Raw genomic sequence first — 20705 nt, 5'->3', positions numbered from 1 at the left:
CCATGGCCCTTCGCCGGGCGGCCGCGCGGGTGGCGTGGCTGCTCGCGAGCCTCCTGCTCGCCTCCCTGCTGATCTTCGCCGCCACCAACGCGCTGCCCGGCGACATCGCCCAGGTGATCCTCGGCACCAACGCCTCACCCGGCGAGGCGGAGCGGCTGCGGGCCGAGCTGGGCCTCGACCGCCCCTTCCTCGCCAGGTATCTCGAGTGGCTCTGGGGGGCGGTGCGGTTCGACTTCGGGGTGTCCTACTTCAGCCGCCGGCCCATTGCACCGCTGATCGCGTCGCGGCTGGAGGTGTCGGCCTGGCTGATCCTCTTCGGCATGCTGGCGGCCATCCTCATCGCGCTCCCCGTGGGCGCCTATGCCGCCGTCCGTCGCCGCCACGCCGACGGGGTGGTGGTCTCGGCCCTCTCCCAGGTGGGTCTCGCGGTGCCCGCCTTCTGGGCCGGTATCTGGCTCGTGGTCCTCTTCGCGGTGCAACTCCGTTGGCTCCCGGCCGGCGGATACGTCTCCTACTGGGATTCGGTGGGGGAGTGGATCCGGCACCTGATCCTGCCGGTCACATCCCTGGCCATCGTGCAGGCCAGCGTCATCTCCCGCTACGTCCGCAGCTCGGTCCTGGAGGTGATCCATGAGGACTACTTCCGCACGGCCCGCGCCGTCGGGTGGTCATACACCGGAGCGCTGTGGCGCCACGGGCTGCGCAACGCGGCCATCTCGCTACTGACCGTCATCGGGCTGCAACTCGCGACACTCCTGGTGGGAGCGATCATCATCGAGCAGGTGTTCGCGCTGCCCGGGCTCGGATCCTCCCTCCTGCTGGCGGTCTCGCAGCGCGACCTCGGCGTGGTTCAGGCAATCGTCCTGCTGCTGGTCTGGGCGGTGCTGGTGATCAACTTCCTCGTCGACATCGCCTACCAGATCATCGACCCGCGGCTGCGGCGAAGCGGTGACGCCCGATGAAGCGCGGCACGCTCTACCTGGGGGCCATGCTCATCGGGATCGTGGTCGTGATGGCCGCCCTCGGCCTGGTCTGGACCCCGTTCCCACCCGACGCAGTGGTGTCCACGGGGCTGCAGCCCCCCGGCTGGCCGTACCTGCTGGGCACCGACGGCCTGGGTGGGGACATCTTCTCCCGGCTCCTCAGCGGCGCCAAGATCTGCCTGCTCGTCGGCATCGTCTCTGTGGCGGTGGCGGCCTTGATCGGCGTGCCGTTGGGCATCGTCTCCGGAATGGTCCGCGGCTGGCTGGGAGAGATCCCCGCGCGCCTCGCCGACATCCTGTACGGGTTCCCCGCGTTGCTGCTGGCCATCCTCTTCGCCGCCGCGCTGGGGGGCTCCACCTGGACCGCGATGATGGCCATCGCGCTCGCCTCGATCCCCGCATTCGTGCGCATCGCGCGGGCGGCCACGCTGCAGGTGATGAGCCAGGGCTACGTGGAGGCGGCCAGGCTCAGCGGCACCCCGCACCTCGCCGTCGCGTGGCGGCACGTGCTGCCCAACATCGCCCCGATCGTCGGCGTGCAGGTCTCGGTGAGCATCGGCATCGCGATCCTCGCCGAGGCGGGCCTGTCCTACCTCGGCCTCGGCTCCGGTCCCGAGGCCCCCACCTGGGGGCGGATGCTGCGGGAGGCGCAGGGCTACATCTTCAACGCCCCGCTGCTGGCGCTGTGGCCAGGGCTGGCCATCGCGGTGGCCACCATGGGGTTCAACCTGCTCGGAGACGGGCTGCGGGACCTGCTGGACCCGAGGCTGAGGGAGATCCGATGAGCTACCTCGAGGTCACAGATCTCCGCGTCGAATTCGGCGGAAGCCGGCAGCCGGCGCTGCGTGGGATCAGCTTCGCCGTCGACGAGCGTGAGCGGCTGGGCATCATCGGCCAGTCGGGCTCCGGGAAGTCCGTGACGGCGCTCGCCATCATGGGCCTGCTGCCAGCCCACGCCCGCATCTCCGGCAGCATCAAGCTTGGTGGGCGCGAGCTCGTGGGCCTCCCCGAGCGCGAGCTCCAGAAGCTGCGCGGCGACGAGATCTCCATGATCTTCCAGGAACCGATGACGGCGCTGGACCCCACCATGAAGGTGGGTCGTCAGGTGGGCGAGGTGGTGGCGCTGCACCACGGCGAGCGGCGCGGCGCCATCCACGACGAGGTGCTCACCTGGCTGGGCCGCGTCGGCATCACCGAGCCCGACCGCATCGCCGACTCCTATCCTCACGAGCTCTCCGGTGGGCAGCGGCAACGGGCGCTGATCGCGATGGCGCTGGCCAACCAGCCCGGCCTGGTGCTCTGCGACGAGCCCACCACAGCCCTCGACGTGCTGGTGCAGCGCCAGATCCTGCTCCTCCTCGCCGAGCAGCTCGCGGACCGGGCCGCGGTGTTCGTCTCGCACGACCTGGCTGTGGTGCGGCAGGTGTGCCAACGGGTGGCGGTGATGCTGCAGGGCGAGATCGTGGAGCAGGGCACCATCGACGAGGTCATCGCCCAGCCCCGTCACCCCTACACGCAGGGGCTCATCGCGTCGGCGAGGATAGACCGGGTGCAGCCGGGGCAGCCGCTGCCCAGCGTCGAGGACTACTACCCTGGAGTCTCCTCATGAGCCTGGTGGAGCTGCGTGACGCCGAGGTCACCTACCGCAGGGCGGGCAGGCCGTTCGTCGCGCTCCACGGCATCGACCTCGAGGTCGGTCGGGGGGAGCGCATCGGCATCGTCGGCGGCTCCGGATCCGGCAAGACGACGATGGCGCGCCTGATGCTGGGGTTGCAGCCGCCGTCGCACGGCGACGTGCTCTTCGACGGCCGATCCATCGTCGGGTTGAAGGAGAGGGACCGTGGCTTCCTGCGGTCTGCGGCGTCGATGGTGTTCCAGGACCCGAACTCCTCCCTGAACCCGAGGATGCGGCTGGGCGACATCGTGGCCGAACCGCTGCGGTCTCCCGTGCTCCGCGGTCGCGGCGACGTGCCGGAGCCCACCCGGGACGTCGTCGCCGGGGCGCTGCTCGGCGTGGGGCTGACGGAGGAGATGATGGACCGTTTCCCACACCAGCTCTCCGGCGGGCAGCGGCAGCGGGTGGCCATCGCGCGGGCATTGATCAGCGACCCGTCGCTCCTGGTGGCCGACGAGCCGGTCTCGGCGCTCGACGTCTCGGTCCGGGCGCAGGTGCTGAACCTGCTCACCGCGGAGGTCCAGGAGCGCTCGCTCACGTTGGTGCTCGTCTCCCACGATCTGTCTATCGTGCGGCACTTGTGCGAGCGGGTGGTGGTGGTCAACGCTGGACGGATCGTCGAGCAGGGCACCGTCGCCGATGTGCTGGGCGCGCCCAGGCACCCCTACACCGCGGCCCTGGTGGACGCCACCCTGACCCTCTGACCTACGCCGCGAGCGGACGGGTTCGGGGCACCGGGTCGCGCGGCCCTAGAATGCCCAGCGTGAAGGCACTGCTACTTGAGAACATCCACGCCGACGCCGTCAAGGCTCTCCAGGCCAAGGGCTACGAGGTCGACTCCCGGCCCGGGGCGCTGGCCGAGCGGGACCTGATGGCCGCCCTCAAGGGGGTGGACTACCTCGGCATCCGATCGCGCACCTACGTCACGCGTGCCGCCCTCGAGTCGGCGCCGCAGCTCAGCGCCATCGGCGCCTTCTGCATCGGCACCAACCAGATCGACCTGGAGGCGGCCACGGACCATGGTGTCGCGGTGTTCAACGCGCCCTACTCCAACACGCGCTCCGTCGTGGAGCTGGCCATCGCCGAGATCATCTCCATGGCCCGCCGGCTCACGGACCGCAACCGCGATATGCACGCAGGGATCTGGGACAAGTCCGCAGTCGGCTCGCACGAGGTGCGCGGCCGTACCCTCGGCATCATCGGCTACGGCAACATCGGCTCTCAGCTGTCGGTTGTCGCGGAGTCGCTGGGGATGCGGGTGATCTTCTACGACCTGGTGGACCGGCTGGCGCTCGGCAACGCGCGCCGCGTCGACTCCCTCGAGGAGCTGCTCGGAGAGGCCGAGACCGTGTCTCTGCACGTGGACGGTCGCCCCGAGAACAAGGACATGTTCGGCGCGGAGCAGTTCGCCGCGATGCGGCCGCGTTCGCTCTTCCTCAACCTGTGTCGCGGGGCCGTGGTGGACCTTGACGCGCTCTACGACAACCTCGTCTCCGGCCACGTCGCCGGCGCCGCGATCGACGTGTTCCCCTCGGAGCCGAAGGCCAAGGACGAGCCGTTCGTCTCCAAGCTGCAGGGACTCAGCAACGTGATCCTCACCCCTCACGTGGGAGGCTCGACGCAGGAGGCCCAGGTGGATATCGGCCGCTTCGTCGCAGGCAAGCTCAACGACTACGAGACCCTCGGATCGACATCGATGAGCGTCAACCTCCCCGAGGTGCCGGCCGGCCCCACGTCGACGGCGCGCGTGGTGCACCTGCACCACAACGTGCCCGGCGTCCTGGCGCGGCTGAACCAGCTGTTCGCCACGCACAACATGAACATCGGTTCCCAGACGCTGGCCACCCGCGGCCAGTTGGGCTACGTGGTCACCGACGTGCAGGGCGAGAAGTACGACGGGCTGCTGGCGGACCTTGAGGCGCTCGACGAGACGGTGCGCGTCCGCGTCCTCTGACGCCTCTGGGTCGCTTGTCAGGTTGCGATTCGACCCTTCGAGACGGCCGACGGTCGCTTCGCGACGTAGGCCTCCTCAGGGATCGGTGGACTGAGCTGCGGGGCTCGTGCCTTCGTTCCCGAGGAGAGCCGTCCGCGGAGCGGCGGGGCTCGTGCCTTCGTTCCCTGAGGAGAGCCGTCCGCGGAGCGGCGGGGCTCGTGCCTTTCGTTCCCTGAGGAGAGCCGCCCGCGGAGCGGCGGGGCTCGTCTCGAAGGGTTGTGACGCGACCGTCCAGCGGAGCGCATGGGTTATCCACAGCCACCGGTTGACCACTTGAAGACTCGCGGGGCCGCTGGTCTGATGGCTACATGGCATGGACATACATCCTCGAGTGCGCCGACGGGTTCTTCTACGTCGGGTCGACGCGCAACATCGAACAGCGCGCCTGGGAGCACGGCTTCGGCGGGTCCCGATTCACATCGAAGCGGCTACCGGTGAAGATGGTGTGGGCGCAGGAGTTCGAGAACATCGGTGAGGCCTATGACATGGAACGTAGGCTCCACGGCTGGAGTCGAGCGAAGAAGCAGGCGCTGATCGACGGGCGATTCGAGGATCTGCCGCGGCTGGCGCGTCGAGGAGGTCCGGCCGACAGTGGCCCCGCCGGAACAACTGCGAGCTGACATTTCTCACGGGGCTCGTGCCTTTCGTTCCCTGAGGAGAGCCGTCCGCGGAGCGGCGGGGCTCGTGCCTTTCGTTCCCTGAGGAGAGCCGTCCGCGGAGCGGCGGGGCTCGTCTCGAAGGGTTGTATCTGGCCCTTGGGTGGGGTCGCTTGTCAGGTTGCGATTCGACCCTTCGAGACGGCCGACGGTCGCTTCGCGACGTGGGCCTCCTCAGGGAGCGAGGGGGAGGGGCCGAGGGGTCGCTTCGCGACGTGGGCCTCCTCAGGAGTCGGTGGACTAAGCGACGGGAGCGCGCAGGAACTCCATGGCGGCGTGGTGGAGCAGACCGTTGGTGGCCAGAGCCCCCGGGCCGCCCACGCCGTCGACACCGTCGAGGTTGCTGAACCGGCCGCCCGCCTCGCGGACGATCACCTCGAGGGCGGCCATGTCGTACAGCTCGAGGTCCGGCTCGCACGCCACGTCCACGGAGCCCTCGGCCACCAGCATGTAGCTCCAGAAGTCGCCGTAGGCACGGGTCCGCCACGAGCTGCGCATCAGGTCGATGAAGCCCTGGCCGCGGCCGGTGTCCACCCACTCAGCGATGTCCGAGTAGGACAGCGACGCGTCACTGATGGTTTCAACGCGGCTCACCCGCAGCTCGGTCGAGCTGAGGAGCGAGCGTCCCGTGTAGGCGCCGCCGCCGGTGCTGGCCCACCACCGTCTGTTCAGCGCTGGGGCCGACACCACGGAGGCGGCGATCTCCCCGTCGACCTCCAGGGCGATCAGCGTGGCCCAGACGGGCACGCCACGCAGGTAGTTCTTGGTGCCGTCGATGGGATCGATGATCCAGCGCCGCGACGACTTTCCGGTGTCACTGAACTCCTCGCCGTGGACCGCATCGCGGGGCCGGGTGCGGGCGAGGGTGCGGCGGATGGACTCCTCGACGGCGGTGTCCGCCTCCGTCACCGGGGTGTTGTCCGGCTTGCTGGTGAACCTCAGATCCTGAGCCTTGAACTTGCTCATCGACAGCGAATCCGCGTCGTCTGCCATGAGGTGCGCCAGGCGCAGATCGTCTGTGAGGTCCTTCGAGACAGCCATGGGCCAAACCTAGCGCGTCGGGCCCACGATTCAGGTGAACGCCCGGCCCATCCGGCGGAACGAGGCCAGCCGCTCAGGGGCCAGCGTCCCCGCGGCGACGGCATCGTCGAGGGCGCACTCGATCACTCCGGTGAGGTGGCTGCAGCCACGGGGGCAGTCCTCGGCGAACTCCGCCAGGTCCGGGAAGGCGCCCAGGATCGAGGTGGTCTGCACGTGGCTGATGCCGAAGGAGCGCACGCCTGGGGTGTCGATGATCCAGCCGCCACCCGGGAGCTCCATCGCGATGGCCGACGTGGAGGTGTGCCGCCCCTTGCCGGTCAGCTCGCTCACCTCCGCTGTCGCGCGCCCCGCGCCGGGAATGAGGCGGTTGACCAGCGTGGACTTCCCCACCCCGGAGTGCCCGACGAACACCGTCACCCGGTCTCGGAGGGCCTCCCGCACGGCGGTCAGGTCCGCCTCCGGATCGGTCACCAGAATGGGAACCCCCAGCGGCTCGTAGGCGTGCCGCAACTCGACGGGGCTGGCCAGATCCGCCTTGGTGAGGCACAGCACCGGGTTGATGCGGGCGTCGAAGGCCGCCACCAGGATCCGGTCGATCATGCCCATCCGTGGGGGAGGGTCCGCAAGGGCCGTGACGATGAACAGTTGATCCGCGTTCGCGACGATGGGCCGCTCGAAGGTGTCGGCGTCGTCTGCGGAGCGGCGAAGCACCGTGGTGCGCTCCAGCACCTCCACGATGCGCGACAGGGTGCCCTCCTCGCCGGTGGAGTCCCCGTCCAGCCTGACGTTGTCGCCGACGAGCACACCGCCCTTGCGGTCGATCAGCCGTCCGCGCACCGCCGTGACGTCGTTGCCGTTGAGGGTGCAGCGGTAGCGTCCCCGGTCCACGGAAATGACGCGGGCCACGGGGAGCTCCGAGTAGTCAGGCCGCTCCTTGGTGCGGGGCCTTGAGCGACGGCGGGGCCTGTCGAAGCCGCTGTGGTCGTCCTCGCGCAGGGACTTCACCGGTGCCTCACGGGCGGATCAGCCCGTTCCAGTCCCGCGCGAAGTGCGGCATCGTCTTGGACACGCACTCGATGTCCGTGACTTCGATCCCCCGCACCCTGAGTGCCAGGAGCGCCGCGAAGTGCACCATCCTGTGGTCGGCGTAGGTGTGCAGGACAGCCGGCCTGAGCTCCCCGCCGCCGACGATCCGGAGCCCGTCCTCGGTCTCCTCTGCCTCGGCGCCCAGCCGGCGCAGCTCGGTCACCAGAGCCGCGAGCCGGTCCGTCTCGTGCCCACGGATGTGGGCGACGCCGCGGATGCTGGTGGTGCCCTCGGCGAGCGCCCCCAGCGCCGCGACCACGGGCGTGAGCTCGGAGGCGGTGGTGAGGTCCACGTCGATGCCCGTGAGCCGCCCTGTCCCGGCGACCGTCGCAGTGCCCACCGAGCGCTCCACCGTGGCCCCCATCGCCGTGACCACATCGAGGAACACGGCGCCTGGCTGCAGGCTGCGCCTCGGCCAGCCGGGGACGGTGACCCGCCCGCCCGTGACCGCAGCGGCCGCGAGGAACACCGCGGCGTTGGTGAGATCCGGCTCGATGGTGTGACTGCGGGCCGCCATCCTGCCGGGGAACACCTGCCAGGTCCTGTCGTCCTGCTCCACCACCTGCACCCCGACGTCGCGCAGCATGCTTGCCGTCATCTCGATGTGGGGCCGCGACGGCAACCGGTCTCCGGTGTGTCTCAGCGTCAGGCCGCGGGGAAGCCGGGCGCCGACGAGCAGGAGACCGGAGATGAACTGGCTGGATCCCGACGCGTCGATGTTGGCCGTCGAACGCGGCTCGGCGGGCGGGGTGAGGGTGAAGGGAAGGGCATCGCCGGAGATCACCGCACCCAATTGACGCAGCCCGTCCAGGAGCGGGCCCATGGGGCGTTGGCTGGCGTGTGGGTCACCGACGAACGACGACGGACTGTCGGCCAGCAGCGCCAGCGGCGGCACGAATCTCATCACAGTGCCGGCAAGCCCGCAGTCTATCTGCGCGGCCCCCTTGAAGCGCTGGGGAGGTGACACGACAAGCGTCTCCCCACGGTCCTCGACTCGCACGCCGAGAGCCCTGAGGGCACCTATCATCAGCGCGGAGTCCCGCGACTCCAAAGCACCAGTCAGGGTGCTGGCTGCGTCTGCCAGGGCGGCCAGCACCAGGGCCCGGTTGGTCTCCGACTTCGAGCCGGGCACGAGCACCTGACCCTCGACGGGGGTCAGGGCACGGGGTAGCGGGTACGTCATCAGCTGACGGTGGCCTCGATCTTCTTGCTGAATGCCTTGGCCGACCTGCGTGCCCGCTTGGCGAGCTGCCTCGCCCGCTTCTCGGCGCGATCGGCGGCCTTCTGGGCCGACCGGCTCACGTCCCCGCCCAGGGCGGCCGCCTTCTTCTCGGTGACCTTCGCGGCGTGATCAGCCCGCCAGGAGAGGCTGGGCTTGCCCTCGGTGTCCTGCGCGGCGAGCATCGCGGCGCCCAGCAGCGCAGCGTTGCGCATCACCTCGGGCCGGGCCGCGTCCTTGGCCACCTTGGTGGCGTCCTTGTCCGGCAGGGCGATGGCGAGGTTCAGCACCGACGCCTTGGCCAGCAGCAGCGCACCCAGGCGACGGCCGATCCCCGTGGCGTACATCGCGCCGCCGGCGATCTGCGCCACGCCCGAGAGGCGCACCCACGTCTCGGCCTTCTCAGGCACGTACGAGGCGACGTCTGCCGGCACCACGCGCTGGAGGAGCGGCGAGACAGCGGAGGTGAAGCGCTCGGCATCGGGCGCGAGCTCAGCGGGCCTGGTGACAGCCTTCACCCCCTCGGCGATGAAGTAGCTGGCGAACAGACTCCGGGCAACAAATCGCAGCAGACTCATGCCGCCACACTACTAGGCTTCAGGCATGTGCGGACGTTACGCGGCCACCGCGAATCCCGATGAGCTTGTCGAGGAGTTCGAGATCTCCTTCGTGGCCGACGAGATGGCTGAGGTGTGCGCCCCCCGCTACAACATCGCCCCCACGGACCTGGTTCCGGGCGTCCTGGACCGGGCCTCCGAGGGACAGGTGACGCGCAAGCTGGTGCCGCTCCGCTGGGGCCTGGTGCCCAGCTGGGCCAAGGCTCCGGGCTCCACCATGATCAACGCCCGCGTCGAGACCGTCACCGAGAAGCCGGCCTACCGCAAGGCGGCGGCGGCCCGCCGCTGCCTGCTGCCCGCCGTCGGCTACTACGAGTGGCGCTCTGAGACGCCCGAGGGCGCAGCCAAGCCGGTCAAGCAGCCCTACTTCCTGCGTCCGTCGTCAGGCCTTCTGGTGATGGCCGGCCTCTATGAGTTCTGGAGGGGGCCCGACGGATGGCTGACCTCCACCACCATCCTCACGACGGAGGCCACCGACGAGCTCGGCTGGGTGCACGACCGGATGCCGATGACCGTCCCTCGCCAGTCCTGGGACCACTGGCTGGATCCAGGGTTGACGGACGCGCAGGCGGCGGTGTCGCTGCTGCAGGCGCCGACGTCGCTGGCACACCTGAAGGTGTCGCGGGCGGTCAACACGGTGGGCACCGATGGCCCGCAGCTCATCGAGGCACTGCCCGGCTGACCTTGTGGGCACCGCCGGGAATAGACCCCCGGGGGTGTGCGTTGTGGTGCTACATGAACGTCAAGCCCCTGGCGCCCCGGCTCGCCCGGCCCGCAGCTGACGCCGTCGTGGTGGCTGAGGCGGAGGCAATTGTCGCGGGGGCGCTATTCTCTCTTCTGATGGACAGCGAGCTCGCCGCGGCCCCCGGGGACGCAGACACCCTCGACGCCGAAGCAGAGGCGTTCGAGGAGGAAGCGCTGAGCCATGTGGACCGGCTCTACGCCGCCGCTATGCGAATGACCCGCAACCCTGCCGACGCAGAGGACATCGTCCAGGAGACCTACGCCAAGGCGTTCGCGTCGCGCCGCACCTTCACGCCGGGCACCAATCTGAAGGCCTGGCTGTACAGGATCCTGACCAACACCTACATCAACGCCTACCGCAAGGCGCAGCGCTCCCCACAATCCAGCAGCGACGAGGCGGTCTCGGACTGGCAGCTCGCCCGCGCGGCCTCGCACGATTCGGCCGGACTGCGCAGCGCCGAGATGGAGGCCCTGGACCAGACCCCGGACGGGGCCGTGGCCGAGGCCATCGCACAGCTGCCTGAGAACTTCCGGATGGCGGTGCTGCTCAGCGACGTGGAGGGCTTCTCCTACAAGGAGATCGCCGAGATCATGGGCACGCCCATCGGCACGGTCATGAGCAGGCTCAACAGGGGCCGCTCGCAGCTCCGGGACCTGCTGGCAGATTACGCACGTGACAATGGCATCGGCCGCAGGAGTGGGGGACGGTGATGGCGGATCCGGACATGTCCTCGCACGAGCACGACGAGATGGACGAGTGCGTGCAGGCGCTCTCGCAGGTCCATTCGTTCCTGCGCAACGAGCTCCTCGAGGGTGACGCGGACCTGATCCGGCTGCACCTGCACGCCTGTGAGCGATGTATGGAGAACTTCGAGATCGAGTCCACGATCACCGAGATGATCCAGCGCAGTCAGCTGGCGGCCAAGGCGCCGGCCACGCTGAGTGCGCGGATCCAGACGATGCGAGTGACCCGCACCCACTGATCACAGGACAACGCAACAGCCCCCGCAGGGATCCGCGGGGGCTTATTGGTTTTCGGGGCCTCGGCTCAGGTGTTGGGACGCTTGCCGTGGTTGGCCTTGTTCTTGCGGCGAGCGCGACGCTTGCGTCCGGTCTTACCCATGAGAGTCTCCTTGTATTTCAGTAGCTGTAGGACACCACATTGTGCCAGATCGACCCCCGCGCATGCTAAAGCCCATCCATGGCAAGCTGGGTCCGTGATGCGAGACCTCGGAAAGCTGACCGACGACGAGTGGCTGGACGCCTTCGTCTCCCAGTGGCATCTGCTGGCCGACCTCAGTTTTTCGGATCTGGTGCTGTGGAAGCCCCTCACCGAGGAGGGCGAGGTGTTCTCGTGCACCGCGCAGGTGCGGCCGGTGACGGGACCGACCGCACTGGAGGAGGACATCGTCGGGGAGACGATCGAGTTCGAGCCCGATCATCAGGTGACGGTCGCGTTCATGACGCACGCCATCGCCGAGACCAGCGACAACGAGTTGGGTGCCGGGATCCCAGTGGATGTGTGGGCCATCCCGGTGCTGCGGCACGACCGTCCCATCGCGGTCATCGAACGCCACACCAACCAGATGGGGATGCGGGCCACCGGCGCGCTGGAGGAGAACTTCATCGAGGCCGCCGAGATCCTCACCCAGATGCTCATGCGCGGCGAGTTCCCGCTGGTCACGCCGTCGGACAAGGCGTTGGCGCCGCGCGCCGCCGACGGCGTCCTCAGGGTGATGCCGGACGGCGTCATCTCGTACGCGAGCCCCAACGCCGTGACCGGCTTCCGCCGCCTCGGTGCCGTCGGCGACATCGAGGGGGAGCACTTCCGCGACCTGACGCGCCAGCTGCGCGACCGAGTCGAATCGATGGGGCAGACCGTGGACGCCGATCTCGACGGCCGGCTCACGCTGGAGTTCGACGTCGAGTCACGGGGCGCCTCGATGCGCTTCGTGCTGCTCCCGCTGTGGCTCGAGTACACCTCCGCCGGCATGCTGGTGCTCTGCCGCGACACGACGGACCTCCGCCGCCGCGACCGGATGCTGGTCACCAAGGACGCCACCATCCGGGAGATCCACCACCGCGTGAAGAACAACCTGCAGACGGTGGCCGCGCTGCTGCGGATGCAGTCGCGCCGGCTGTCGTCACCCGAGGGCAAGGAGGCGCTGCGCGACGCGATGCGGAGGGTGTCCTCCATCGCGATGGTGCACGAGACGCTGAGCTACAGCCTGGGCGAGGCGGTGGCCTTCGACGAGGTGTGCGACAAGATCCTGGACATGGTGGGGGACCTGGCGGCGTCCCACGGCATCGTCAAAGCTGTGCGACGTGGATCGTTCGGGGTGATCCCGGCGGAGATGGCCACCTCTCTGTCCATGGTGGTGACCGAGCTCTGCCAGAACGCCGTCGAGCACGGGCTGGACGGCTCCTCCGGGTATGTCGAGGTGCTGCCCGAGCGGGTGGGTGATGCTCTCACGATCAGGATCGTCGACGCCGGTCATGGACTGCCGGAGGATTTCGTCCTGGGCAATCAGACCTCGCTCGGGTTGGCGATCATCTCCACCCTGATCAAGGACCTGCACGGCACGCTGACCATCGAGAACCGGCACGACACGCAGGGGACGGTGGCCACGATCGCCCTTCAGGTGCCCGCCGTCGTCGCCTGACTGGTCAGCGCAGAGGAACGAAGCTGAACAGGCCCTTGGCCCGACGCCGACGGACGGCCCCGTCGGGACGCCTGTGCACCACCACCATCTCCCGGTCCGCCGGGAGGACCATGCGCCCGTCCGGCGCGAGCTGGTCCTCGAGTTCGGGGGGGACCCGGCCCCCATCGGCCGACACCAGGATCCGGTCGAACGGCGCCTCGGCGGGCCACCCCAGCACACTTGGTTGCGCCAGCTCGACGCGGGCCCACGGCCGCCCGCCGCCCAGGTTCGTGCGGCCCATCGACACCAGCTCAGGGGTAATGTCGACGCCGATCACCAGCCCATCGGCGCCCACGAGCTCCGCGAGCAGCGCGGTGGTCCACCCGGAACCGCTGCCGACGTCAAGCACGCGTTGCCCGGGCTGCGCGTCCAGGAGTTCGAGCATGAAGCGCATTGTGGACGGCTGCGAGTTGGTGGCTCCGTGGCCGATGGCCAGCGGGGCGTCGAGGTCACTGAGGTGGCGCTGATCCAGAGGGAGGAACTGCCTCCGAGGGGCTGCGTCGAAGGCCTTCTGAAGCCTGTCCGTCATCCCACAAGTGTGCCGCGCAGGGACGGCTCAGGAGTTGCGCAACCGCGAGCGAGCGGCGCGGCGCTTGATGGCCCGACGCTCGTCCTCGCTCAGACCGCCCCACACCCCATGATCCTGACCTGCCTCCAGCGCCCATGACAGGCACTGTTCCCGGACGACGCAACGCATGCAGATCTTCTTGGCTTCCTCGATCTGCTGCAGCGCCGGGCCCGTGTTCCCGACAGGAAAGAACAACTCCGGATCCTCCGTGAGGCAGGCGGCCTTGTGGCGCCAATCCATAGTGGGGGCTCCTTCGTGTTGGGGATGATCGAGGGCAAGGATAGCCGTCAAGCTCAAGCAGGCTACCCCCGCGACCTACGATAGGCAATAGCTGCTGGCCACGCGGTGATCCACACCCAATGGCCGGGCAACTTGTGGCATTTCGTCCGAGTCGGGCAGGCTCGGGGCGTGAACTCCGTCTTCCGAAGCCCCCTGCTCGCGATCTGCGTGATCCTGACCGCCGCGGCGGGGGTGGCCACCATCGGCATCGGGGTGGCCACCGTGGCGGCCAACGCGAGGCTGTTCGGCGTCGGGATCGCGGCGGTGCTGATCGCCTACGGGGCGGGGCTGCTGCTGATCGCCTGGCTGGTGGTCAAGCGTGTTCCGTGGGCGCTCGGACTGATCGTGGCCTCGTCGCTGCTGCACCTGATGGTGGTGGGCAGCTTCCTCACCACCGCGGACCGGGCCCAGTTCGTCGGCAGCCTGATCGTGGCCCCGTTCGTGCTCGCGACGGCGGTCACAGCGGTGCTCGCCGTGGGCCGTCGAGAGCTTGAACGACGCCCCTGACCTGGTGTGAGGCCCCTGTCAGTGGCCCGGGAGCCGCCCGGCTCCGGGCGCCGGGGTGGCTGAGAACCACTCCGGGGTCCCGTAGCCGGCCTCGGCGAAGGCCCCCGCGACAGCCCTGCCGATCCCATCGGCCTCGCCCGCGTGCGTCAGGGCGATGATGCAGCCACCGAAGCCGCCACCGGTCATCCGGGCTCCGAGGGCGCCGGCGGCCCGTGCCGCCTCCACGGCGAGGTCGACGGTGGGCACCGTGATCTCGTAGTCGTCGCGCATCGAGGCGTGGGAGGCGTCCAGGAGGGGCGCGAGGCCGGGCAGGTCTCCGCGCTTGGCCAGCTCGAAGGCCTGCAGCACCCGCTCGTTCTCCGTGACGACGTGGCGGACGCGCTTGCGCAGCGTCTCGTCCTCCAGCTGGGACAGGGCCTCCTCAAGGTCCGTCACGTCCCGCAGGGCGGGGACCCCGAGGATGGCCGAGGCCTCCTCGCAGGAGGCACGACGGGACCCGTACTCGCCGTCGACGTGGCTGTGCGGGGTCTTGGTGTCCAACACGAGGATCTCGTAGCCCTGCTCTGCCATCGGCAGCGGAACGTGCTGGGTCTCCAGCGTCCGGCAGTCCAGGAACAGGCCGGAATCCGCCTCGCACAAGGTGCTGGCCGCCTGATCCAGCAGGCCGGTGGGGGCGCCGACGTAGGCGTTCTCCGCCACCCGGGCGAGCTTGGCCCGGTCCATCTTGGGGATGTCGAGCCCGTACAGGTCCGCCAGGGTGGCGACGGTGGCGCACTCGATGGCGGCAGAGCTGGAGAGGCCCGCACCCAGGGGCACGTCCGAGGTCATCACCAGGGTGGCCCCGCCCACGTCGTGGCCCGCCTCGCGAAGGGCCCACGCCACGCCGGCCAGGTAGGAGGCCCACCCCTCGGTGCCGGGGGCCAGGTCAGCGAGCGCGACACCCACCTCGTCGTCAAGCTCGAGGGAGACCATCACCAGGCGGTCGTCGTCGCGGCGTCCGCCGGCGATGACGGCTTTGCGCTCCAGGGCGAACGGCAGCACGAAGCCGTCGTTGTAGTCGGTGTGCTCGCCGATCAGGTTCACCCTGCCCGGGGCGAACCACAGGCCCTCGGGATCCGCCCCGGCCACGGTGCGGTAGCGCGCGATGAGCGCTTCCAGGTTCAACATCAGTCGTCCTCCTCGTCGTCCAGCCTTGCCAGCCAGGAGGCGAGGCGCTCAACCGGAGTCTCGAACTCCGGGTTCAGATCCACGAATGTGCGCAGCTGGTCCGCGAGCCACTCGAAGGTGAACTCCTCGTGGCCGCGCCGATGAGCGAGCTCCTCGAGCCCGCGGTCGGTGAAGTACACCGGATCAGCCTAGCGCCGCGTCCAGGAGTACTTCCTCCTGGGCCTTGTGGACCTTCAGCGACCCCACCGACGGTGCCGATGACCACTCCCGCGACACCAGCTGCATCCGCAGCTCGTAGTCCGGCAGGTGCCGTTTGACGCCCCTCGGGAGGTGCGCGGACAGGAACGGCCAGCCGCCCTGGTTCTCCGGCTCGTCCTGCACGAAGCGGACGTCCTCCACATGCCGGTAGCGCTGCAGTACGGCCGCCAGCTCTTCGCTGGGCAGCGGGTAGAGGCGCTCCAGCGCGACGACGGCCACCTTCCCCTGGAGGCCCATCTTGTCGCGACGGGCGACCAGGTCCCAGCGGACCTTGCCGGAGCAGAGGACGACGCGTTCCACGCCGGCGGGATCCTCGACGGTGGGGTCGTCCAGGACCGGGTGCCAGGCGCCCGAGGTGAAGTCCTCCGGCATCGAGGTGGCCAGCTTGCTGCGCAGCATGGACTTCGGCGTGGCGATCACTACGGGCCGGTGGAAGTTGACGTAGGCGTGCTGGCGCAGCAGATGGAAGTAGCTGGCGGGCGTCGACGGCTGACACACGGCAAGCGCGTTCTCGGCACAGAGCTGGAGCCACCTCTCGAGCCGCGCCGAGCTGTGATCCGGTCCCTGGCCCTCGAAGCCGTGGGGGAGCAGGAGCACGACGCCGGACTTCTGGGTCCACTTCGCGTTGCCGGAGGCGACGAACTCGTCCGAGATGATCTGCGCGCCGTTGACGAAATCACCGAACTGCGCCTCCCACATCACGAGCGCATCCGGGCGCGCCACCGAGTACCCGTACTCGAAACCGAGCGCGGCGTACTCGCTGAGCAGGGAATCGAACACATCGAAGGTGCCCTGGTCCCCGGTGAGGTGCTTGAGCGGCACCCATGCCTCGTTGGTGACCCGGTCCACGATGGCGGCGAACCGCTGCGAGAACGTGCCACGCCGCGAGTCCTGGCCAGCCAACCGAACGGGTCGGCGCTCCATCAGGAGCGAGCCGATGGCGATCATCTCCGCGGTGGCCCAGTCGATGGGGCCCTCCAGGATGGCCTGCGCCCTCCGCTCCAGCTGGGGCATCACCTTCGGGTGCACCATGAACCCGTCCGGGAACTGGGTGTGCACGTCGGCGATGGTCCGCAGCATCTCGGGGGTGATCTCCGTGAGCCGGGCATCGGGCTTGGTGGGGTAGTAGGGCACCTTGCGGTAGTCGTCGTCGGTCTCGGTGCTCTCGCGCACCTCGCGGAACACGTTCTCCAACCGGGAGCGGAACCGGTTCATGACGTCCTCGGCGTCGGCGAGGGAGATGTCGCCACGGCCGATCAGCGACTCCGTGTAGAGGCGCCTGGTGGAGCGCTTCTGCTCGATCAGGTCGTACATGTTGGGCTGCGTGAAGCTGGGGTCGTCGCCCTCGTTGTGACCACGCCGGCGGTAGGACACGAGGTCGATGACCACGTCCCTGTTGAACTTCTGACGGTAGTCGAACGCCACCCGCGCAGCCCGGATGCAGGAGTCCGGATCGTCGCCGTTGACATGCAGCACGGGCGCCGAGATGGACTTGGCGACATCGGTGCAGTACGTGGAGCTGCGGGACTCGGTGGGAGCCGTGGTGAACCCGACCTGGTTGTTGACCACCACGTGGATGGTGCCGCCCGTCTTGTAGCCGCGCAACTGACTCATCTGCAGGGTCTCGAAGACCACCCCCTGGCCCGCGAACGACGCGTCGCCGTGCAGGGTCAACGGGAGCACCGGGTAGTCGTCGGCGTCCAGGGTGTCCTGCTTCGCGCGGGCGATGCCCTGCAGCACGGGATTGACCGCCTCCAGGTGAGACGGGTTGGCGGCGACGGAGGCCTTGATGGTGGCGCCGTTGGCCGCGACGAACGTGCCCTCGGCGCCCAGGTGGTACTTCACGTCGCCCGTGCCGCTGCGGTCCACCTGGCCGTCGAACTCCTTGAAGATCGACGCGTACTTCTTGCCCACGACGTTGGCCAGCACGTTGAGCCGCCCGCGGTGGGGCATGCCGATGCAGACTTCGTCGAGCGAGTCGTTGGCGGCCTGCTGGGCGATCTCGTCGAGCAGCACGATCAGCGACTCGCCGCCCTCCAGCGAGAAGCGCTTCTGGCCCACGAACTTCGTCTGGAGGAACGTCTCGAAGACCTCGGCCTCGTTCAGCTTGTCCAGGGCGTGCATGTGTTCCTCGTGCGCCAGCGGCGTGTGCGGCCGCTCGGTGCGTTGCTGGAACCATGCCCGCTGGCGAGGATCGGCGATGTGCATGTACTCCACGCCGATCGTGCGGCAGTAGGAGTCCTGCAGGATTCCGATGATGTCGCGCAGCGGGAGGTACGCACGGTCCTGACCGCCGAACACCCCGACGGCGAACTCCCGATCCAGGTCCCAGATGGAGAGGCCGTGGGTCTCGAGACGCAGGTCCTCGTGGGAGCGCTGCCGGTACTCCAGGGGGTCGGTGTCTGCCACGAGGTGGCCGAAGGTGCGGTAGGCGTTGACCAGCTCCAGCACGCGGGCGGTCTTGCTGACCTGAGAGTCGCGGTGCGCCGACACATCCGGTGACCAGCGCAGCGGCTCGTAGGGGATGCGCAGGGCCTCGAAGATCTCGTCGTAGAAGCGGTCCTGCCCCAGCAGCAGCTCGTGCATCTTCTTGAGGAACTCGCCCGAGGTGGCGCCCTGGATGACACGGTGGTCGTAGGTGCTGGTGAGGGTGGTCACCTTGGACACGCCCAGGTCCGTCAGCCGGGAGGGGCTCATCCCCTGGAACTCGGCCGGGTAGTCGATGTTGCCGACACCCAGGATCACGCCCTGCCCGCTCATCAGGCGCGGCACGGAGTGGTTGGTGCCGATGCCTCCGGGGTTGGTCAAGGAGGCGGTGGTCCCGGCGAAGTCGCTGACCTGAAGGTCACCGGCGCGGGTCTTCTGCACCACCTGCTCGTAGGCGGACCAGAACTGGAAGAAGTTGAGGTTCTCGCAGCCCTTGATGTTGGGCACCAGGAGTTGGCGGGTCTCGCCCTTCCTGACGTCGATGGCGATGCCCAGGTTGATCCCGGGATTCTCGATCAGCGTGGGCTTGCCGTCGACCACATCGTAGGCGTTGTTCATGTCCGGCAGCGCGCGCAGGGCCTTGATCATGGCGTAGCCGACGAGATGGGTGAAGGAGACCTTCCCGCCCTTGGAGGTGCGCAGGAAGTTGTTGATGACGGTGCGCTGGTCGATGACCAGCTTCATCGGCACCGAACGCACCGACGTGGCCGTGGGGACGGCCAGTGACGACTCCATGTTCTTGGCGGTGCGCATGGGCGCCCCGCGCAGCACCGTGTATTTGGGCTCCACCACCGACGGCGCCGGGCGCAGCGCCGGGTTGGGCGCGTTGGCAGACAGCGTGGAGCCGGTACCCGGATTCGCGGGGGAGCCGGTGCCCTTGCGGACCTGTTCGACCTGACTCTTGGAGGACTTCGACGGCGCGGGGGCGGCGGCCGGCGTTGCTGGAGCGGGGGGAGCGGGCGTCGTTGCCGGTGCCGGGGCCGGGGCCGGCTTGGGGGTGGGGTCCGGCAGTGTTGAGGGGGGCGCCTGAGGTGCGGGAGCCTCGTCTGCGGCGAAGAGCTCGCGCCATTCGGCCGCCACCGAGTGGGGATCAGCCTCGTAGGCCTCCCGCATCTCGTCGATCAGCCAAGAATTTGCCCCGAAAGCGTCCAGTGAGTCAGGTGCTGACATGTGTGAGTGGCCGTGGCCACGATCCCCTCTGTGAGTCCTGGTGGCCGCAGACGTCTGCGGCTGCTGCTTACGGGCAGCTTACCCACATCAGAGGGGCGTTGCGGACCTCTGACCAGCGGGGAGGATGGACGCGCCCGGTGCTTCGGAGACGTCCGGAGCAGGCCGGCTGGCCATGATGGTGAGGGCGAACGAGTACCCGGTCAACACCACAAGGGCGAGGTTGCGCAGCAGCAGGATGGAGGTCTCCGGCCCTGACCCCAGGGGGATCGCCATGATCCCGTAGGCGCCCCACGGGTACGTCAGCTGGGTGAGCAGGCCCACGATCACCAACGAGACGGCCAACACGATGAGGGGACGACGCAGCCAGTGACTCGTCCGGGCCACCAGGAGCGCGGCCACCGGGCCACCCAGCCACAGGATGTACTGCGGAGAGAGCGTCTTGTTGGCGACGATCGTGGCGAGCACGATGGTGAGGATGGCCAGCAGGATGGCCTCATGCAGGCGCTCGTCGTCGTCGTGCATGTGACGCATCAGCCGGTAGCTCAGGTAGCCGGCGAGGATCAACGACAGTGCGGTCAACACCGTGGACACGGTGAGGAGGCCCCCCACGTATGGACCCTGGAGCTCAAGGGCGTTGTAGGGGGACAGGAAGATGTTCCACGACGGGTTGTCGGTGAAGGTTCTGAGGAACATCAGCGGCGAGGCGGGTACCGACTCGATCTGCAGACCGCGCTCGCCCTGCCACGTGACAGGGGACGCGGAGCGGGCCCACCCGCTGGTGAGCAACGACGCCAGCGCAAGCCCGAAGCCCACGACGGCGAAGCCGACCACCCTGCCGCGCGCCCGGGCCGACCGCCAGGGGTGCGGGGCCAGCATCGGTCCGATGAGGAGCGCCGGCCACAGCTTGATCGCCGCCCCCAGACCCACGAGGCCGCCGGCCAGCCTCGGGAACCGGGTCACGAAGACGCACGCCCAGGCCACCAGTGCCGCTGGGATCAGGTCGAAACGGAACCACACGATGGGTCCCTGGATGCCGGTGAACAGGATCCAGAAGAGCGCTCCGGCAGCGTTGTCGCGGCGGTACAGCGTCAGCGCGACGGCGGCGTCCAGCAGGACGAACACACCCACGTAGACCGCCGTCCAGGTCTGCCACCCTCCGCCCAGGCGGTAGACGGCCTGAAGTATCCACACCGCGGGCACGGGGTACTCGGTCATCACCCCCGACTCGCCCTCATCCAGGCGGAAGAGGTGATAGCCGTAGTAGGAGACGTCGTTGGCGACGAAAGCAACAGCGTCCAGGCCCAGCAGGAGGTGTGAAACGAAGCGGGTGAGGATGAACGTCGCGATGAGCGCGAGGGCCACCGGCCACCTGGTGAACGGGCCGGCGGGTGCCGGCGACCGCGTGTGGGTCATCTCGGAACTCCTGCCAGCCGGCGCTGAGCGCCCCCGCGAGGATTCGAACCTCGGCTCCCGCCTCCGGAGGGCGGTGCTCTATCCCCTGAGCTACGGGGGCTGGACCACGAAAGGTTAGCACCTCCTCAGTGGGGCTGTAA

22 protein-coding genes and 1 tRNA gene are annotated in these 20705 nt (G+C 68.9%); 11 read left to right on the top strand and 12 right to left on the bottom strand.

Going from position 1 to position 20705, the window contains the following annotated elements:
• Nucleotides 1–2 precede the first annotated feature (2 nt).
• The 6 genes from H5399_RS15315 (at nt 3) to H5399_RS15290 (ending at nt 5271) form a co-directional block, all read left to right on the top strand.
• Nucleotides 3–962, top strand: a complete 960-nt coding sequence (locus H5399_RS15315) for an ABC transporter permease (protein WP_182784179.1) — start codon at nt 3–5, stop codon at nt 960–962.
• Nucleotides 959–1768, top strand: coding sequence for an ABC transporter permease (locus H5399_RS15310; RefSeq protein ID WP_182784177.1), 810 nt, complete (start codon nt 959–961; stop codon nt 1766–1768). Before H5399_RS15315 ends, H5399_RS15310 begins: the two co-directional genes overlap by 4 nt.
• Nucleotides 1765–2592, top strand: a complete 828-nt coding sequence (locus H5399_RS15305) for an ABC transporter ATP-binding protein (protein WP_182784175.1) — start codon at nt 1765–1767, stop codon at nt 2590–2592. Before H5399_RS15310 ends, H5399_RS15305 begins: the two co-directional genes overlap by 4 nt.
• Nucleotides 2589–3362 carry an ABC transporter ATP-binding protein gene (locus H5399_RS15300; protein WP_182784173.1) on the top strand — a complete coding sequence of 258 codons (774 nt, stop codon included), beginning with the start codon at nt 2589–2591 and terminating at the stop codon, nt 3360–3362. The genes H5399_RS15305 and H5399_RS15300 overlap by 4 nt, the downstream gene beginning before the upstream one ends.
• A gap of 59 nt (nt 3363–3421) precedes the next feature.
• Nucleotides 3422–4612: a phosphoglycerate dehydrogenase gene (serA, locus tag H5399_RS15295; protein ID WP_182784171.1), complete on the top strand. Its 1191-nt coding sequence runs from the start codon at nt 3422–3424 to the stop codon at nt 4610–4612.
• A gap of 347 nt (nt 4613–4959) precedes the next feature.
• A complete protein-coding gene (locus H5399_RS15290) occupies nt 4960–5271 on the top strand; it encodes a GIY-YIG nuclease family protein (protein ID WP_182784169.1) in 312 nt (103 codons plus the stop codon).
• A gap of 276 nt (nt 5272–5547) precedes the next feature.
• Here H5399_RS15290 and H5399_RS15285 read toward each other — a convergent pair whose 3' ends face one another.
• The 4 genes from H5399_RS15285 to H5399_RS15270 are packed head-to-tail and all read right to left on the bottom strand — an operon-like array spanning nt 5548 to nt 9231.
• Nucleotides 5548–6348 (bottom strand): inositol monophosphatase family protein, encoded by an 801-nt coding sequence (locus H5399_RS15285; RefSeq protein ID WP_182784167.1) that lies wholly within the window; start codon nt 6346–6348, stop codon nt 5548–5550.
• A gap of 30 nt (nt 6349–6378) precedes the next feature.
• Nucleotides 6379–7353, bottom strand: coding sequence for a ribosome small subunit-dependent GTPase A (gene rsgA, locus H5399_RS15280; protein ID WP_182784165.1), 975 nt, complete (start codon nt 7351–7353; stop codon nt 6379–6381).
• 7 nt (nt 7354–7360) lie between these two features.
• Nucleotides 7361–8617 (bottom strand): 3-phosphoshikimate 1-carboxyvinyltransferase, encoded by a 1257-nt coding sequence (gene aroA / locus H5399_RS15275; RefSeq protein ID WP_182784163.1) that lies wholly within the window; start codon nt 8615–8617, stop codon nt 7361–7363.
• Nucleotides 8617–9231, bottom strand: coding sequence for a DoxX family membrane protein (locus H5399_RS15270; protein WP_182784161.1), 615 nt, complete (start codon nt 9229–9231; stop codon nt 8617–8619). Before H5399_RS15270 ends, aroA begins: the two co-directional genes overlap by 1 nt.
• A gap of 25 nt (nt 9232–9256) precedes the next feature.
• On the opposite strand from H5399_RS15270, the gene H5399_RS15265 reads away from it, so the two are divergent.
• From H5399_RS15265 to H5399_RS15255, 3 genes are all read left to right on the top strand, one after another.
• Nucleotides 9257–9952 carry an SOS response-associated peptidase gene (locus H5399_RS15265; RefSeq protein WP_182784159.1) on the top strand — a complete coding sequence of 232 codons (696 nt, stop codon included), beginning with the start codon at nt 9257–9259 and terminating at the stop codon, nt 9950–9952.
• A gap of 158 nt (nt 9953–10110) precedes the next feature.
• Nucleotides 10111–10725, top strand: coding sequence for a sigma-70 family RNA polymerase sigma factor (locus tag H5399_RS15260; RefSeq protein ID WP_182784363.1), 615 nt, complete (start codon nt 10111–10113; stop codon nt 10723–10725).
• Nucleotides 10726–10739: 14 nt separating this feature from the next.
• Nucleotides 10740–10997, top strand: a complete 258-nt coding sequence (locus tag H5399_RS15255) for a mycothiol system anti-sigma-R factor (protein WP_182784157.1) — start codon at nt 10740–10742, stop codon at nt 10995–10997.
• 65 nt (nt 10998–11062) lie between these two features.
• Here the strand turns inward: H5399_RS15255 and H5399_RS18655 are convergent, their stop codons facing one another.
• Complete coding sequence (locus H5399_RS18655; protein ID WP_370585812.1) at nt 11063–11137, bottom strand: 50S ribosomal protein bL37; 75 nt, start codon at nt 11135–11137, stop codon at nt 11063–11065.
• 97 nt (nt 11138–11234) lie between these two features.
• Here H5399_RS18655 and H5399_RS15250 point away from each other — a divergent pair, with 97 nt between their 5' ends.
• Nucleotides 11235–12677 (top strand): sensor histidine kinase, encoded by a 1443-nt coding sequence (locus H5399_RS15250; RefSeq protein ID WP_182784361.1) that lies wholly within the window; start codon nt 11235–11237, stop codon nt 12675–12677.
• A gap of 4 nt (nt 12678–12681) precedes the next feature.
• On the opposite strand, the gene H5399_RS15245 is transcribed toward H5399_RS15250, so the two are convergent.
• The gene (locus H5399_RS15245) at nt 12682–13245 is read right to left on the bottom strand and encodes a protein-L-isoaspartate O-methyltransferase (protein ID WP_182784155.1); all 564 of its coding nucleotides are present in this window, start codon (nt 13243–13245) and stop codon (nt 12682–12684) included.
• Nucleotides 13246–13272: 27 nt separating this feature from the next.
• The gene (locus H5399_RS15240) at nt 13273–13524 is read right to left on the bottom strand and encodes a WhiB family transcriptional regulator (RefSeq protein ID WP_182784153.1); all 252 of its coding nucleotides are present in this window, start codon (nt 13522–13524) and stop codon (nt 13273–13275) included.
• Nucleotides 13525–13692: 168 nt separating this feature from the next.
• Here H5399_RS15240 and H5399_RS15235 point away from each other — a divergent pair, with 168 nt between their 5' ends.
• Complete coding sequence (locus tag H5399_RS15235; protein ID WP_182784151.1) at nt 13693–14070, top strand: hypothetical protein; 378 nt, start codon at nt 13693–13695, stop codon at nt 14068–14070.
• A gap of 18 nt (nt 14071–14088) precedes the next feature.
• Here H5399_RS15235 and galK read toward each other — a convergent pair whose 3' ends face one another.
• The 5 genes from galK to H5399_RS15210 form a co-directional block, all read right to left on the bottom strand.
• Nucleotides 14089–15237, bottom strand: a complete 1149-nt coding sequence (gene galK, locus H5399_RS15230; RefSeq protein ID WP_182784149.1) for a galactokinase — start codon at nt 15235–15237, stop codon at nt 14089–14091.
• Entirely contained in the window at nt 15237–15416 is a 180-nt protein-coding gene (locus H5399_RS15225; protein WP_182784147.1) for a DUF6104 family protein, read from the bottom strand. Before H5399_RS15225 ends, galK begins: the two co-directional genes overlap by 1 nt.
• A 4-nt stretch (nt 15417–15420) precedes the next feature.
• Nucleotides 15421–19152, bottom strand: a complete 3732-nt coding sequence (locus H5399_RS15220) for a multifunctional oxoglutarate decarboxylase/oxoglutarate dehydrogenase thiamine pyrophosphate-binding subunit/dihydrolipoyllysine-residue succinyltransferase subunit (RefSeq protein WP_182784145.1) — start codon at nt 19150–19152, stop codon at nt 15421–15423.
• Nucleotides 19153–19239: 87 nt separating this feature from the next.
• Complete coding sequence (locus H5399_RS15215) at nt 19240–20565, bottom strand: glycosyltransferase family 87 protein (protein ID WP_182784143.1); 1326 nt, start codon at nt 20563–20565, stop codon at nt 19240–19242.
• Nucleotides 20566–20593: 28 nt separating this feature from the next.
• Nucleotides 20594–20665: transfer RNA gene (locus H5399_RS15210), tRNA-Arg, on the bottom strand.
• Nucleotides 20666–20705: the final 40 nt, after the last annotated feature.

The sequence above is a fragment of the Tessaracoccus sp. MC1627 genome, assembly GCF_014164725.1.
Taxonomy (GTDB): Bacteria; Actinomycetota; Actinomycetes; order Propionibacteriales; family Propionibacteriaceae; genus Arachnia.
Note: the sequence above shows the minus strand (reverse complement) of the source record. Positions and strands in the feature narration are given on the sequence as shown.

Coding starts and splice junctions, on each gene's coding strand:
- H5399_RS15315 (WP_182784179.1), top strand. CDS start 3: ATGGCCCTTCGCCGGGCGGCCGCGCGGGTGGCGTGGCTGCTCGCGAGC.
- H5399_RS15310 (WP_182784177.1), top strand. CDS start 959: ATGAAGCGCGGCACGCTCTACCTGGGGGCCATGCTCATCGGGATCGTG.
- H5399_RS15305 (WP_182784175.1), top strand. CDS start 1,765: ATGAGCTACCTCGAGGTCACAGATCTCCGCGTCGAATTCGGCGGAAGC.
- H5399_RS15300 (WP_182784173.1), top strand. CDS start 2,589: ATGAGCCTGGTGGAGCTGCGTGACGCCGAGGTCACCTACCGCAGGGCG.
- H5399_RS15290 (WP_182784169.1), top strand. CDS start 4,960: ATGGCATGGACATACATCCTCGAGTGCGCCGACGGGTTCTTCTACGTC.
- H5399_RS15285 (WP_182784167.1), bottom strand. CDS start 6,348: ATGGCTGTCTCGAAGGACCTCACAGACGATCTGCGCCTGGCGCACCTC.
- aroA (WP_182784163.1), bottom strand. CDS start 8,617: ATGACGTACCCGCTACCCCGTGCCCTGACCCCCGTCGAGGGTCAGGTG.
- H5399_RS15270 (WP_182784161.1), bottom strand. CDS start 9,231: ATGAGTCTGCTGCGATTTGTTGCCCGGAGTCTGTTCGCCAGCTACTTC.
- H5399_RS15265 (WP_182784159.1), top strand. CDS start 9,257: ATGTGCGGACGTTACGCGGCCACCGCGAATCCCGATGAGCTTGTCGAG.
- H5399_RS15260 (WP_182784363.1), top strand. CDS start 10,111: ATGGACAGCGAGCTCGCCGCGGCCCCCGGGGACGCAGACACCCTCGAC.
- H5399_RS15255 (WP_182784157.1), top strand. CDS start 10,740: ATGTCCTCGCACGAGCACGACGAGATGGACGAGTGCGTGCAGGCGCTC.
- H5399_RS15250 (WP_182784361.1), top strand. CDS start 11,235: ATGCGAGACCTCGGAAAGCTGACCGACGACGAGTGGCTGGACGCCTTC.
- H5399_RS15245 (WP_182784155.1), bottom strand. CDS start 13,245: ATGACGGACAGGCTTCAGAAGGCCTTCGACGCAGCCCCTCGGAGGCAG.
- H5399_RS15240 (WP_182784153.1), bottom strand. CDS start 13,524: ATGGATTGGCGCCACAAGGCCGCCTGCCTCACGGAGGATCCGGAGTTG.
- galK (WP_182784149.1), bottom strand. CDS start 15,237: ATGTTGAACCTGGAAGCGCTCATCGCGCGCTACCGCACCGTGGCCGGG.
- H5399_RS15220 (WP_182784145.1), bottom strand. CDS start 19,152: ATGTCAGCACCTGACTCACTGGACGCTTTCGGGGCAAATTCTTGGCTG.
- H5399_RS15215 (WP_182784143.1), bottom strand. CDS start 20,565: ATGACCCACACGCGGTCGCCGGCACCCGCCGGCCCGTTCACCAGGTGG.